At 62.3% G+C, this 12,624-nt stretch carries 14 protein-coding genes; 8 read left to right on the plus strand and 6 right to left on the minus strand.

What is annotated here, in order from left to right; all coding sequences use genetic code 11:
• Window positions 1-15 precede the first annotated feature (15 nt).
• On the plus strand, window positions 16-423 hold the full coding sequence (locus tag HY17_RS01700; RefSeq protein ID WP_051599520.1) for a DUF4345 family protein: 408 nt from the start codon (window positions 16-18) through the stop codon (window positions 421-423).
• Here the strand turns inward: HY17_RS01700 and HY17_RS01705 are convergent.
• Window positions 420-1,097 carry a nitroreductase gene (locus HY17_RS01705; RefSeq protein WP_034761553.1) on the minus strand — a complete coding sequence of 226 codons (678 nt, stop codon included), beginning with the start codon at window positions 1,095-1,097 and terminating at the stop codon, window positions 420-422. The genes HY17_RS01700 and HY17_RS01705 overlap by 4 nt on opposite strands.
• 131 nt (window positions 1,098-1,228) lie before the next feature.
• On the minus strand, window positions 1,229-2,008 hold the full coding sequence (locus tag HY17_RS01710) for an SDR family NAD(P)-dependent oxidoreductase (RefSeq protein WP_034761557.1): 780 nt from the start codon (window positions 2,006-2,008) through the stop codon (window positions 1,229-1,231).
• A gap of 66 nt (window positions 2,009-2,074) precedes the next feature.
• Between HY17_RS01710 and HY17_RS01715 the strand changes: the two genes are divergently transcribed.
• Both HY17_RS01715 and HY17_RS01720 read left to right on the plus strand, forming a co-directional pair.
• Window positions 2,075-2,473, plus strand: coding sequence for a YkvA family protein (locus HY17_RS01715; RefSeq protein WP_034761559.1), 399 nt, complete (start codon window positions 2,075-2,077; stop codon window positions 2,471-2,473).
• A gap of 27 nt (window positions 2,474-2,500) precedes the next feature.
• On the plus strand, window positions 2,501-3,172 hold the full coding sequence (locus HY17_RS01720; RefSeq protein WP_051599521.1) for a lysoplasmalogenase: 672 nt from the start codon (window positions 2,501-2,503) through the stop codon (window positions 3,170-3,172).
• A gap of 64 nt (window positions 3,173-3,236) precedes the next feature.
• Here HY17_RS01720 and HY17_RS01725 read toward each other — a convergent pair whose 3' ends face one another.
• The gene (locus HY17_RS01725; RefSeq protein ID WP_034761562.1) at window positions 3,237-3,707 is read right to left on the minus strand and encodes a hypothetical protein; all 471 of its coding nucleotides are present in this window, start codon (window positions 3,705-3,707) and stop codon (window positions 3,237-3,239) included.
• A 243-nt stretch (window positions 3,708-3,950) separates the two neighbouring features.
• Window positions 3,951-4,787 carry a TauD/TfdA family dioxygenase gene (locus HY17_RS01730; protein ID WP_034761565.1) on the minus strand — a complete coding sequence of 279 codons (837 nt, stop codon included), beginning with the start codon at window positions 4,785-4,787 and terminating at the stop codon, window positions 3,951-3,953.
• A 169-nt stretch (window positions 4,788-4,956) separates the two neighbouring features.
• Here HY17_RS01730 and HY17_RS01735 point away from each other — a divergent pair, with 169 nt between their 5' ends.
• The 4 genes from HY17_RS01735 to HY17_RS01750 all read left to right on the plus strand — a co-directional run bounded on the left by HY17_RS01735 (window position 4,957) and on the right by HY17_RS01750 (window position 9,948).
• Window positions 4,957-6,120, plus strand: coding sequence for a phosphoserine transaminase (locus tag HY17_RS01735; RefSeq protein ID WP_034761567.1), 1,164 nt, complete (start codon window positions 4,957-4,959; stop codon window positions 6,118-6,120).
• Window positions 6,121-6,211: 91 nt separating this feature from the next.
• Window positions 6,212-7,807 carry a phosphoglycerate dehydrogenase gene (gene serA, locus HY17_RS01740; protein WP_034761569.1) on the plus strand — a complete coding sequence of 532 codons (1,596 nt, stop codon included), beginning with the start codon at window positions 6,212-6,214 and terminating at the stop codon, window positions 7,805-7,807.
• A 195-nt stretch (window positions 7,808-8,002) separates the two neighbouring features.
• Complete coding sequence (locus tag HY17_RS01745) at window positions 8,003-8,581, plus strand: acyloxyacyl hydrolase (RefSeq protein ID WP_034761571.1); 579 nt, start codon at window positions 8,003-8,005, stop codon at window positions 8,579-8,581.
• A 74-nt stretch (window positions 8,582-8,655) separates the two neighbouring features.
• Complete coding sequence (locus tag HY17_RS01750; protein WP_034761572.1) at window positions 8,656-9,948, plus strand: adenylosuccinate synthase; 1,293 nt, start codon at window positions 8,656-8,658, stop codon at window positions 9,946-9,948.
• Here the strand turns inward: HY17_RS01750 and HY17_RS01755 are convergent.
• Together HY17_RS01755 and ccrA are read right to left on the minus strand one after the other, a co-directional pair.
• Window positions 9,945-10,307, minus strand: coding sequence for a nuclear transport factor 2 family protein (locus tag HY17_RS01755; RefSeq protein ID WP_034761574.1), 363 nt, complete (start codon window positions 10,305-10,307; stop codon window positions 9,945-9,947). The genes HY17_RS01750 and HY17_RS01755 overlap by 4 nt on opposite strands.
• A gap of 2 nt (window positions 10,308-10,309) precedes the next feature.
• Window positions 10,310-11,569, minus strand: a complete 1,260-nt coding sequence (gene ccrA / locus HY17_RS01760) for a crotonyl-CoA carboxylase/reductase (RefSeq protein ID WP_034761576.1) — start codon at window positions 11,567-11,569, stop codon at window positions 10,310-10,312.
• A gap of 164 nt (window positions 11,570-11,733) precedes the next feature.
• On the opposite strand from ccrA, the gene HY17_RS01765 reads away from it, so the two are divergent.
• Window positions 11,734-12,618 (plus strand): aminotransferase class IV, encoded by an 885-nt coding sequence (locus HY17_RS01765; protein WP_051599522.1) that lies wholly within the window; start codon window positions 11,734-11,736, stop codon window positions 12,616-12,618.
• The last annotated feature ends 6 nt before the right edge of the window (window positions 12,619-12,624 follow it).

Raw genomic sequence — 12,624 nt, forward strand, 5'->3', positions numbered from 1 at the left:
CAAAAGGAGAGCCCCATGTCCCGTTCCTTGTTTCCCTCTGCCGCATTGTTTCTTTCCGGCGTGATCGCCGTCCTGATCGGCGCGGCGATCGTTCTGGACCCTGCCGCATTCCATGCAACATCCGGTATTCATCTTGGCGCAGGGGATGCTGCGCTGCTGAATGAAATGCGGGCTGCAGGCGGACCTATTCTGGCCGCTGGCCTGCTGGCGCTTGCCGGCCTGTTTGTCCATCGCCTGCAGACACTCGCCCTGACCGCCAGCGCCGTTTTCTACACCGGCTACGGCCTGGCGCGGCTCGCCAGCCTGATGGTGGACGGCGTTCCGGATCAGGCGATGGTGTGGATCACCGCGCTGGAACTGGCGGTCGGTGCGGTGTGTTTCCTGGCAGCCGCTGCGTCAGGCAGGACTGCCGCGCTCGGCTAGTCGTCAAAGCCAAGGAAGGTGGCGGCTTCGTCTACGGACTTCCGTTTCGAGACGACCGCATTGGCCGGGAAGGTGTCATCCGGCCAGCCCATGGCGACGCAGGTCTGGATCACCTGATCGTCCGGAATGCCCGCTTCCTCGCGCACAACCGGGCTCTGCATGATGCCTTGCGAATTGATCACGCAGCCGAGGCCACGGTTCCAGGCGGCATTGACGATGCCGTTGACGACGCCGCCGCAGTCGAAAGGCGGAATGTCGCCGCCGGCCAGCGCCTTGTCATAGGTGACGACGATGGAGACCGGCGCATCGAATTGGCGGAAGCCGCGCAGCACCCAGTCCATCCGGGCTTCCTTGTCGTGGCGTTCGATGCCCATGGCCTGGAACAGCTGGATGGCGATCTCGACCTGACGTTCGCGGTGGACACCTTCATAGGGCGGGCCCATGCGGAATTCGCGGCTGTCGGGCACGCCCGCCACATTGCGCTCGACATTGCCCTTGCGGATCCGGTCCAGCACGTCGCCGGAGACGACATAGAAATTCCATGGCTGGGAGTTCAGCGAGGTCGGCGCGCGCATGGCGATTTCAAGGATCTCGCGGACGAGCGCTTTCGGGACCGGCTTCTTCAGGAAGCCCCGGATACTGCGCCGGCTGCGGACAACGTCATCATATTCCACGGTTGGACCTCCCAATCTCTTATCGGAACCCTTGTAGCGCACCCGCCGCGCCTGACATCCCCTGCCGCAGCGGAAACAAAAAACCCGCTCTTCCGAGCGGGTTTTTCAGGCTTTCGTACCTTTTCAGGCGATCAGCGCGGTGCCATGCGGATGGCACCGTCGAGGCGGACGTCTTCGCCGTTGAAGTAGCCGTTGCGGCACATTTCGGTGGCGAGCGATGCATACTCTTCCGGGTTGCCGAGGCGGGCCGGGTGCGGCACCTGGGCGCCGAGGGCCTGTTTGACCGGTTCCGGAGCGCCTTGCAGCAGCGGGGTGTTGAAGATGCCCGGCAGGATCGTGTTGACGCGGATCAGTTCGCGCGACAGGTCGCGGGCGATCGGCAGGGTCATGCCGACAACGCCGCCCTTGGAAGCGGAGTAGGCAGCCTGGCCGATCTGGCCATCTTCAGCAGCAACGGAAGCCGTGTTCACGATTGCGCCGCGCTCGCCGTCGATCGGGTCGAGGGTCATCATGCCAGCGGCGGATTTCGCGATGCAGCGGAAGGTGCCGACCAGGTTGATCTGGATGATCAAGTTGAACTTATCGAGCGGGAAGTGGCTGATTTCGCCGGTTTCCTTGTTGCGGCTGGCCGTCTTGATGGCGTTGCCGGTGCCGGCGCAGTTGATCAGGATGCGCTCCTGGCCGATGGCGGCACGGGATTTTGCGAAAGCGGCATCGACGCTTGCGTCGTCGGTCACGTTACACTCGCAGAACACACCGCCGAGTTCCTTGGCGAGGGCTTCGCCTTTTTCCACGTTCAGGTCGAACAGGGCGACCTTGACGCCATAGCTGGCCAGTTTCGTGGCGGTCGCGGCGCCGAGACCGGAGGCGCCACCGGTGATGACAGCTGAGATATTCGAATTGAGTTCCATGGGCCGCGGCCCTCCCTTGTTTCTGACAACTTTTCAGATGATCTATAGGTCTCACAGGAGGACGCAATGTCTGACGCAGCGGAAGTTATCAACACCGTTCTCAGCGAGGACGGACGCTATATCCCGAAGTCGATCGAGCGCGACGAGCGTACCTCGCGCGGGCTGATCCCGAAGCTGATGCGGATGGTGGGTAGAATCCCCTTCGCGGACGACCTTGTGGCGGCCTGGTACGCCGCGCGCGATCCGCACACGCCGATGCGGGCGAAGGCCGTCCTGTTTGCCGCCGTCGCCTATTTTGTCACACCGATGGACATGCTGCCGGACTTCATCACCGGTCTTGGATTTACCGACGACGCAACTGTGCTCGCCACAGCCCTTGGCCTGGTGGGCATGCATGTGAAAGAAACGCATCGGGCCGCGGCCCGGCGCCTGTTGCGGGTGCCAGAAGCGGTCAAGGAAGACTAGAAGAAGAACACAGAGGGAGGCAGCCGGATGGCTGGGGAAACCGCCGTGCTTGCGGGCGCGATCGTGTTGGGCGTGATGTATTGGGCCGGCTGGTGCTGGCGAGAGGGCGGGGGGCTGCCCGGCCTGCTGGTAAAAACCGGGTCGACCGCGCTGTTGGCCTTGTTTGCCTTCATGGCAGATGGACCATGGCTGCTGGTTGCGGGGCTTGCCCTGTCGTCTGCGGGGGACGCTTTCCTCGCGATGGACAAGCCCGGCGAGGACAAATGGCTGAAGCCCGGCATGGCGGCCTTCTTCCTGGCGCATGTCGCCTATGTCGCCCTGTTCTGGGCCCTGCCACAGGCGGACCGGACGCTGCTGAACCTGACGGCCCAGATCGTGCTGGTGCTGGGCGGGGTGGTGTTCGTGCGCTGGCTCGCGCCATCCCTTGGGCCGATGCGGATTCCGGTCTTTGCCTATACGGCGATCATCCTTGTGATGGGGGCTGCGGCACTGCGGTTGCCGCCGCCCTTCCTGCTGGTGACGCTGGGGGCTGTGATGTTTGTCGCTTCCGACATGATCCTGTCGCTGCAGCTGTTCACCCGGCCGCCGGGCGCGGCGAAGCGCATGGGGCCATCGCTGGCCGTGTGGGGGCTGTATTTCTTCGGGCAGGTCCTGATCGCCTGGGGCGGGGTGTATCCCTTCATCTCCGTCGCTGAATAGAAACGCGGCGGCGTCCGGCTATCCGGAGGCCGCCGCATTCTGAACGGGTGTCTCAATTACCTGGCTATTCAAACCATTGTCCGGTGCCGACCGAGGCGCTGCCCTTGGAGTGGATCGTCAGGACACCGCGGCGCCCTTCATAATCGCCGGACTTGCCGATGAGGCCACCGACGCAGGACATTTCCCCGGCTTCCGGATTCAGAATGTTGCAGCCGGAATAGACGGTATAGTCGCCCTCCGGGCCAGTGCCGTCGCACACGCCGTGCACCATGAAGATGGAGTCCCTTGGTGGTTGGCTTGTGGAGACGCAGGTGAAGGTGCTGTTACTGACGGTACCGTCTGCCTGTGTGACCGTGGATGCACCGGTCCAGTATGCGCCGGCGACAGAGCCTTCCGGTGTCGATGCGCCGAGCGTCGTCGGCTCTTCCGACGTGGACTCAAAGGTGAAGGTTTGCGCCAGCGCGCCGCCACAAAGGGCCGCTGCCGCCACTCCGCAGGCCAGGGGGCGGATCATCCGCCCGAATTTGATCCTCATTGTTCCCTCCATAGGAATTGCAGTCCGCTCATCAGTGAGCAGATCGATTGGGCCGGATGGCTCAATGGCGTGGAGGTGGTCTCGATCAGTTGCGAACGTGGCTGTCAGTCAGCGGCGTCCGCGGGCACGATAGGTGTCTCTGGTCCCACCCGTTGGCGGGAATATACTCCGAAAACAGACTTTTTCCAAGGTGTTGCCGGCTATTGCAACCGGTGGGGGCCTGGGGCGCGAGGGTTTGCCCTCCTAGCGTGGACGGTCGCCATTGATCGTGGCCCGGCGCATGTGGCGGCGGTGGCCATGGTAATCGTTGAGGGCATAGTGCCAGACACAGCGATTGTCCCACATGGTGACGTCGCCTTCCTGCCATCGGACGCGGCACGTGTTGCGCTCCTCCCGTGAAAGGTCGAACAGATAGTTCAACAGCGGCCGGCTTTCCTTCCGGCTCCACCCGGCAAAGCGCAGCGTGAAGGCGGGGTTGATGAACAGGCCCTTGCGGCCCGTTTCAGGATGGGTGCGGATCACTGGGTGTTCATATTCCGGCGCATCGGGGGCGGACTTGGCATCCATGGACTGGCGTACAGCGGCGGAATAGCCGTCCGCGCCATATTCCTTGCTGGCGGTGTGGATGGCGGTCATGCCTTCCAGCGTTTTCTTCAGACCTGGGGAGAGCCGGTCATAGGCGGCCTGCTGGTCTGCGAACAGTGTGTCGCCGCCAAAGGGCGGCACTTCGAGGGCATGCAGGATGGAGCCGAGGGCCGGTTCCTCCAGGAAACTCATGTCGGAATGCCAGCCGCCGCCGAAATTGGTCTTCTCCTCCGGCTCCTTGATGATCTCGAGCAGTTCCGGGTGACCCTCCATGCCCTTCACATAAGGGTGGATGTTCAGCGTGCCGAAGCGGCGGGCGAAGGCCTTGTGCTGGTCCGGCGTCATGCCCTGCTGCCCGCGCAGGACGATCACCTTGTAGTCGAGAAACGCTTGGTGGACCGCGTCGAACTCGGCGTTCGACAGATCCTGCTTCAGGTCCACGCCGTGGATTTCCGCGCCAAGGGTGCCGGTGAGGGGCTGGATCGTCATGCTCATGGGGGTCCTCCATTTTTCCGCGCAGCTTAGCAGGTCGCGGCATCAGGTCACGCATATATCAAGTCACAGAAAAGCCATTTGCGCGGACCTCCGAAATATGAGACAGACGCGGCGGGCCAGCATCCCCCAACGGATGCCAGCCTATCTGTAAGGATAGGAGTACAAACAGATGACGACCGTCGCCAAACCCGGCGTGCTGCCAGCATGCCCGCATTTTTCCTCGGGCCCGACTGCCAAGCGCCCAGGGTTTTCCCTTGAAAAACTGAACACTGCCGCCCTTGGCCGCTCGCACCGCTCCGGTGATGCGAAGAAGAAGCTGAAAGCGGCCATTGAGCGGACCAAGACCATTCTCGGCCTGCCGGAAGGCTATCGCGTGGCCATCGTGCCGGCGTCCGATACCGGCGCCGTTGAAATGTGCATGTGGTCCATGCTGGGCGCGAAGCCGGTCGATGTCTTTGCCTGGGAAAGCTTTGGCCAGGACTGGGTGACCGACGCGACCAAGCAGCTGAAGCTGGCGGACTGCAACACCTATGTCGGCGATTACGGCGAACTGCCGCCCTTCGAGAAGGCGCGCGACGACGCCGACATCATCTTCACCTGGAACGGCACGACCTCGGGTGTGCGTGTCCCGAATGCCGACTGGATCAAGCCGAACCCGGACCGCGTCGTGATCTGCGATGCGACCTCGGCTGCCTTCGCGCAGGACATTGAGTGGGAGAAGCTCGATGTGGTGACCTATTCCTGGCAGAAGATCCTCGGCGGGGAGGCGGCCCACGGCATGCTGATCCTCAGCCCCAACGCCGTGAAGCGTCTGGAAACCTACACGCCGGACCGGCCGCTGCCGAAACTGTTCCGCATGACCAAGGGCGGCAAGCTGAATGAGGACCTGTTCGAAGGTTCCACGATCAACACGCCGTCCATGCTGTGCGTCGAAGATTACCTGCAGGCGCTCGACTGGTGTGAGGAACTTGGCGGCTGGAAAGCCCTGAAGGCCCGCTCCGATGAAAGCCTCGGCATTCTCACCGACTGGGTCGCGAAAACGGACTGGGTCGACTTCCTTTGTCCGGATGCAGACGTGCGCTCCAATACCGGCGTGACGTTCAAGATTGTCGATCCGCGGGTTGCAGGGCTCGATGAGGCCGGTCAGCGCGCCTTCGTGAAGGCGATGATGAAGCGTCTCGAAACGGAAAACGCCTGCTTCGACGCCGCCGGTTATGCCAAGGCCCCTCCCGGCCTGCGCATCTGGTGCGGCGGCACGGTGGAACCGTCCGACGTTGCGAAACTGACGCCGTGGCTCGACTGGGCCTTCGCTGAAGAAGTCGCCTCACTCTAGCACCTGAATCTGAATTGCGCCTTCACGAGCAAGGCGAAGGCAAAGCGGCGCGGGCGATGGCCCGCGACAGCCGCGAGCAAAGGAAAAGACTATGCCTAAAGTCCTTATCGGAGACAAACTCTCCCCCGCCGCCGTGGAAATCTTCCACGCCCGCGGCATCGAAACGGTCACCAAGACCGGTCTGAACACGGAAGAACTGATTGCAGAGATTCCGGAATATGACGGCCTCGTCGTCCGTTCGGCCTGCAAGCCGAACGCCGACGTCATCGCCGCCGCGACGAACCTGAAAGTCATTGGGAGGGCCGGTATCGGCGTCGACAATATCGACATCAAGGCTGCGACCGCCAATGGCGTCGTGGTCATGAACACGCCCTTCGGCAACGCCATCACGACGGCAGAGCATGCCATCGCGATGATGTTCGCTGCAGCCCGCCAGATCCCGGCCGCCAATGCCGAGACGCAGGAGGGCAAATGGCCGAAATCCGGTTATATGGGTGTCGAGGTCTCGTTCAAAACGCTCGGCCTGATCGGGGCAGGGAACATCGGCTCCCGCGTTGCGGAGCGCGCCATCGGCCTGAAGATGCGTGTCGTGGCCTATGACCCGTTTCTGACGGAAGAGCGCGCGCTGGAACTCGGCGTGGAGAAAGTGGAACTGGACGAATTGCTGAAACGCGCAGACGTCATCACGCTGCACGTTCCGCTCACGGACCAGACCCGCAATATCCTCAGCCGCGAAAACCTTGGCAAAACCAAGAAAGGCCTGATCCTCGTGAACTGCGCCCGCGGAGGCCTGGTGGACGAGGAAGCCGTGGCTGACCTGCTGGAAAGCGGTCATCTTGCCGGTGCAGCCTTCGACGTGTTCGCCGTCGAACCGGCGAAGGAGAACGTGCTTTTCGGCAAGAAAAACTTCATCGCCACGCCGCACCTCGGCGCGTCCACGAACGAGGCGCAGGAAAATGTTGCCCTTCAGGTGGCCGAGCAGATGTCGGACTATCTTCTGTCCGGCGCCGTCACCAATGCGCTCAACATGCCGTCGATCACGGCGGAAGAAGCCCCGCGCATCAAGCCCTTCGCCACGCTGGCGGAAAAACTTGGCTCGTTCGCCGGTCAGATCTCCGACTTTGGCTACGAAGAGGTGGTCATCGAGTATGAGGGCGAGGTCGCAGACCTGAACCGAAAACCGATGACGGCAGCATTGCTCGCCGGCCTGCTGCGTGCCTCGCGCGGGGACGTCAACATGGTCTCGGCGCCGGCGATTCTGGCCGACAGCGGTGTCAAGCTGACCGAAACCAAGACTGAAGACAGCCCGGTCTATGACAGCCTCATCCGCGTCAAGGTGAAGACCAAGGCGACGAAGAACGCCCCGGAAGGCGGTTGGCGCACGCTGGCCGGCACGCTGATCGCCGGCAAGCCGCGCATTGTCGAGGTGAAGGGCATGGCGCTGGAAGGCGATTTCGCCCCGGTCATGCTCTACGTGAACAACCTCGACCAGCCGGGCTTCATCGGCGCGCTTGGCCAGATGCTGGGCGAGGAGCAGATCAACATCGCTACCTTCCACCTCGGTCGGACGACGGCAGGGGACGAGGCGATTGCCCTGATCGGGATCGATTCGACGCCAAGCGGCGGCCTGGTCGAGAAGCTGAACGGCCTGCCGCAGGTCCGCTACGCCAAAGTGCTGACCTTCTGACCTGTTTCAGGCGACAAGCCTGATTCGATATCTTGAGGACGGGCGGTCCGCCGGGCCGCCCGTTTTTCCATTCCGGGTGGAGGCGTTGTGTCCGTCCGGTTGCCTGTCCCCGCAAATTGACGTGAACGGCCGGTTTCACGCTTGACGGGCGAGTCCGGAAATTCTTACTCGCCCGTAATATTACAGGGAGTTTCCATGCGCCGTTACCTTCTTGCCAGCATCACCGCTGCAGCCTCATTCGCCGGATCCGCCTCTGCAGATCTCGTTAGCGAGATCCGCCTCGGCGTGATGCAGGAGAATGTCTGCGTCCTCGATTGCGACAATGCCAACAAGGAACCCGGCCAGAGCATCAATGGCGATATCCTCTTCAATTCCCCTGATTTTCTGAGCTTCATCTGGAGCCCGAAGCCCTATCTCATGGGCAGCGGAAACTTGCAGGGTGAGACCAGCTTCGGCGGCGTCGGGCTGCACTGGTCGTTTCCGATCACGAAAACCTGGCAGTTCGAACCGAGCTTCGGTTACGTCATCCATGACGGCGAGTTGGCGAGCCCGTATCCGGATGGCAACCCACGCAGCCTGGCATTTACGGAAGAGCACGTGCTGCTCGGGTCTCGCGACCTGTTCCGCACGACATTCGGCCTTCATCACGACATCAACGAAACCTGGGGCGTGGAGGTGATGTACGAGCACCTCAGCCACGGTCAGGTGCTCGGCAATGGCCGCAACCAGGGGCTCGACAATGTCGGCGTACGCTTCAGCTACAGTTTCGAGTAGCGCGCGGCCAAAGGCCACTTGCTTTTCTGCGCTGAATCCTGCCCTTGTCGCCGCGGACTGAACAGGAGCAGCACATGGCTGGAGTCGTAGTCGTAGGCGCCCAGTGGGGCGACGAGGGCAAAGGCAAGATTGTCGACTGGCTTTCTAGCCGGGCGGATGTGGTTGTCCGTTTTCAGGGCGGGCACAATGCCGGCCATACGCTGGTGATCGACGGCAAGGTGTTCAAGCTGGCGCTGCTGCCATCCGGACTCGTTCGCGGCGGCAAGCTTTCGGTGATCGGCAATGGCGTGGTCGTCGACCCTTGGCACATGCTGACCGAAATCGAAGGCATCCAGGGGCAGGGGGTCGAGGTTTCGCCGGAGACCCTGATCCTTGCTGACAATGCTGCGCTGATCCTGCCCTGGCACAAGGATATCGATGCAGCCCGCGAAGGCGCGCTGGGCGCCGCCCAGATCGGCACGACCAAGCGCGGCATCGGCCCGGCCTATGAAGACCGTGTCGGCCGCCGGGCCATTCGTGTGGCAGACCTTGCCGACCCGGCCGCGCTCGACATGAAGATTGAACGCCTGCTGGCCCATCACCGGCCGTTGCGCGCAGGGCTCGACCTGCCGGAACCGGATGGAGCGAAGCTGAAGGCAGACCTGCTGGAAATCGCCCCGAAGATCCTGGCCTACGCCCAGCCGGTCTGGAAGCTGCTGGACGAGCAGGTGAAGGCCGGCAAGCGCATCCTGTTCGAAGGCGCCCAGGGCGTGATGCTGGATGTCGATCACGGCACTTATCCGTTCGTGACCTCCTCCAATGTCGTTGCAGGGAATGCGTCGGCAGGATCGGGTGTCGGGCCGGGCGCGATCTCTTATGTGCTGGGCCTCGCGAAGGCCTACACGACGCGGGTCGGCGCTGGTCCGTTCCCGACAGAGCAGAATAATGAAATCGGCGAACGTCTTGGGACGGTGGGCCGCGAGTTCGGTACGAATACCGGCCGGGCGCGGCGCTGCGGCTGGTTCGACAGCGTCATGGTGCGCCAGGCGTGTGCGACCTCGGGCGTCAATGGGCTGGCGCTGACCAAGCTCGACGTTCTGGATGGCTTTGACGAGATCCAGATCTGCACAGCTTACCGCCTGAACGGGCGAGAGATTGACTATTTCCCCGCCGGCTTGACCGATCAGGCTGCGGTGGAACCGGTCTACGAAACCATGCCGGGCTGGAAAGGCTCGACGGCAGGGGCGCGCTCCTGGGCGGACCTTCCGGCTGAAGCGGTGAAATATGTCCGCCGCCTCGAAGAGCTCGTCGGCAAGCCCTGTGCGCTGGTCTCCACCAGTCCGGAACGCGAGGACGTCATCCTCATGCGCGATCCGTTCGAAGGCTAGGCCGGGCCGTAGGCCGCGATCGATAGGCTCACTTCGCCGTCCTCATTGAAGATGAAGGTCTCCGCGACCTTCTCTTCACGATGGTTCGTGTAGAGAATGGTCACGGCGTCCGAACCGACCAGAACATTGTCGATCGCAAAGAAAAGAGACCGGGCCCTTGAGAGGGCCTCGGTCCAGTAAGCTTGCAGCGCTTTCTTTCCGCGGACGGTGGTGGCGTCATTTTCCATCACCAGGGCAATGCGCGGGCTGTGGAAGACGACGTCGTCGGCATAGTGCGACAGGATACGGTCGATATCCCGGTCGTTCCATGCCGACAGCCAGTCATTGGCAAATTCTTCCGCGAAAGCGCGGCTCAGCATGATCAGCTGGCCTGGCCGTTCACGGCAAGTACGTCTTCCACCGTACGCAGGCCCGGCTTCGGAGAGGTCACCAGCACAGCCATGTTGCCCGGCAGGTGCTTGTTATCCAGCATCTTCTCGTGCGCAGCCGGAATGTCTTCCCACGGGAAGACTTCGGACATGCCCGGATCGATACGGCGGTTGATGACCAGGTCGTTGGCGGCAGAGGCCTGTTTCAGGTTGGCAAAGTGGCTGCCCTGAACGCGTTTCTGGCGCATCCAGAGGAAACGCGCATCCATGGTCAGATTGAAGCCGGTCGTCCCGGCACAGATCACCACCATGCCGCCGCGTTTCACCACGAAGACGGAGACCGGGAAGGTCGACTCGCCAGGGTGTTCGAACACGATGTCGACATCCTTGTTGCCGGTGATCTCCCACAGCGCTTTGCCGAACTTGCGGCTTTCGCGCATATAGTCCTTGAATTCCGGACCGTTCACGGTCGGCAGCTGGCCCCAGCAATTGAAGTCCTTGCGGTTCAACACGCCTTTCGCGCCGAGGCTGAGCACGTGCTCTTTCTTGTCGTCACTGGAGACGACGCCGATGGCGTTGGCGCCGGTAACGGCACAGAGCTGGACACCGAAACTTCCAAGGCCGCCGGAGGCGCCCCAGACGAGGACGTTGTCGGCCGGCTTCACGATGTGCGGGCGATGGCCGAACAGCATGCGGTAAGCGGTGGCGAGCGTCAGCGTGTAGCAGGCGCTTTCTTCCCAGGTGAGGTGCTTCGGGCGCGGCATGCACTGGCGGGCCTGAACGCGGCAGAACTGCGCGAAGGAGCCGTCCGGTGTCTCATAGCCCCAGATGCGCTGGGATGGGGAGAACATCGGGTCGCCGCCATTGCATTCCTCGTCGTCGCCATCGTCCTGATTGCAGTGAATGACGACTTCGTCGCCCGGCTTCACGCGCTTCACCTTGCGGCCAACGGCCCAGACGATGCCCGCGGCGTCAGATCCGGCAATGTGATAGTCCTGCTTGTGGACGTCGAACACCGACACAGGCTCGCCCAGAGCGGCCCAGATGCCGTTATAGTTCACGCCGGCAGCCATAACGAGCACCAGCACTTCGTCGGAATCGATTTCCGGCACCGGAACCTGTTCCAGCTGCATGGCGGTGGCCGGACGGCCATGACGTTCCCGGCGGATCGCCCAGGCGTACATCATTTTCGGAACGTGGAATTCGGGCGGAATCTCGCCCAACTCATAAATGTCTTTGACTTCCCGGCTCATGGCGGAATGCCCTCCTCCTTTGTACTTTCTGCAAAAAACCCGGTGGTGCGATCTTGGTGCAGCTTCACAAGGCCCTCGGCGCGCGCCACCTTGGCGTCATGGATGCCCCGATGCAAGTTGTTTTGTTGCGGTGCACAATGACAAGTCTCAGGAGCGTGACAAAAATGACAATCGGCCGGACCGTCTATCTCAACGGAAAATTCTGTCCTGTTGAGGATGCAACGATTTCCCCTTTCGACCGGGGGTTTCTGTTCGCGCACGCCGCCTATGAAGTGACATCGGTATATGATGGCCGTTTCATCGATCTTGAGGGGCATCTTTCTCGTCTCCGGCGCACTCTGGAGGGCATATCCATCCCCAATCCCTATAGTGATGAGAAATGGGCTGAAATCCACTCAGACCTCGTCGACAAGAATGGGATGGAAGAGGGGACGGTCTATCTTGAGGTGACGGCGGGGGACTATGGCCTGCGCGATTTCGCCGGGCCGGAGACGTTCACGCCTACTGTATTTCTTTACGCAGATGCCCGGCCGCTGATTGGCGATGTGGCCCGGGAGGGGATCAGGGCAATCACGCTGGGCGATACGCGCTGGAAGCGCCGCGACATGAAGACGGTGCAGCTCCTCTCCCAGGCGCTGGCCTATCGCGCCGCCCGGGAGGAGGGCGCGGAAACGGCCTTCATGGTTGAAGACGGTCTGGTCACCGAGGCTGCCTCGGCCAATGCCTGGATCGTCGATGCGGAAGGGCAGCTGATCACGCGCGAGCTATCCCATTCGATCCTGCCCGGGATTACCCGGGCGGGGGTTGTTTCCCTGCTCGAAGGCGAAGGGTTGAAGATCGTGGAGCGCGCTTTCACGCCGGAAGAGGCCGCCGCGGCGAAGGAAGTGTTCACCACATCCTCCGGCGCAATCGTTGCGCCGGTCATCTCGCTTGACGGCAAACCGGTCGGTGATGGGAAGCCTGGCCCGGTTACACGGAGGGTCCAGCGTCTCTATTTTGAGGCAATGGGGGCCGATGTCGCCGCTGTGGCGCCATGGACGCTCGGCTGAGCCCGA

Origin of the sequence: Hyphomonas sp. CY54-11-8 (assembly GCF_000682735.1) — a bacterium.
In the GTDB taxonomy this organism is placed as follows: domain Bacteria; phylum Pseudomonadota; class Alphaproteobacteria; order Caulobacterales; family Hyphomonadaceae; genus Hyphomonas.

Bases quoted from the DNA above. Each gene is read 5' to 3' on its own strand.
- HY17_RS01700 (WP_051599520.1), top strand. From the start codon at position 16: ATGTCCCGTTCCTTGTTTCCCTCTGCCGCATTGTTTCTTTCCGGCGTG.
- HY17_RS01710 (WP_034761557.1), bottom strand. From the start codon at position 2,008: ATGGAACTCAATTCGAATATCTCAGCTGTCATCACCGGTGGCGCCTCC.
- HY17_RS01715 (WP_034761559.1), top strand. From the start codon at position 2,075: ATGTCTGACGCAGCGGAAGTTATCAACACCGTTCTCAGCGAGGACGGA.
- HY17_RS01720 (WP_051599521.1), top strand. From the start codon at position 2,501: ATGGCTGGGGAAACCGCCGTGCTTGCGGGCGCGATCGTGTTGGGCGTG.
- HY17_RS01725 (WP_034761562.1), bottom strand. From the start codon at position 3,707: ATGAGGATCAAATTCGGGCGGATGATCCGCCCCCTGGCCTGCGGAGTG.
- HY17_RS01730 (WP_034761565.1), bottom strand. From the start codon at position 4,787: ATGAGCATGACGATCCAGCCCCTCACCGGCACCCTTGGCGCGGAAATC.
- HY17_RS01735 (WP_034761567.1), top strand. From the start codon at position 4,957: ATGACGACCGTCGCCAAACCCGGCGTGCTGCCAGCATGCCCGCATTTT.
- serA (WP_034761569.1), top strand. From the start codon at position 6,212: ATGCCTAAAGTCCTTATCGGAGACAAACTCTCCCCCGCCGCCGTGGAA.
- HY17_RS01745 (WP_034761571.1), top strand. From the start codon at position 8,003: ATGCGCCGTTACCTTCTTGCCAGCATCACCGCTGCAGCCTCATTCGCC.
- HY17_RS01750 (WP_034761572.1), top strand. From the start codon at position 8,656: ATGGCTGGAGTCGTAGTCGTAGGCGCCCAGTGGGGCGACGAGGGCAAA.
- HY17_RS01755 (WP_034761574.1), bottom strand. From the start codon at position 10,307: ATGCTGAGCCGCGCTTTCGCGGAAGAATTTGCCAATGACTGGCTGTCG.
- ccrA (WP_034761576.1), bottom strand. From the start codon at position 11,569: ATGAGCCGGGAAGTCAAAGACATTTATGAGTTGGGCGAGATTCCGCCC.
- HY17_RS01765 (WP_051599522.1), top strand. From the start codon at position 11,734: ATGACAATCGGCCGGACCGTCTATCTCAACGGAAAATTCTGTCCTGTT.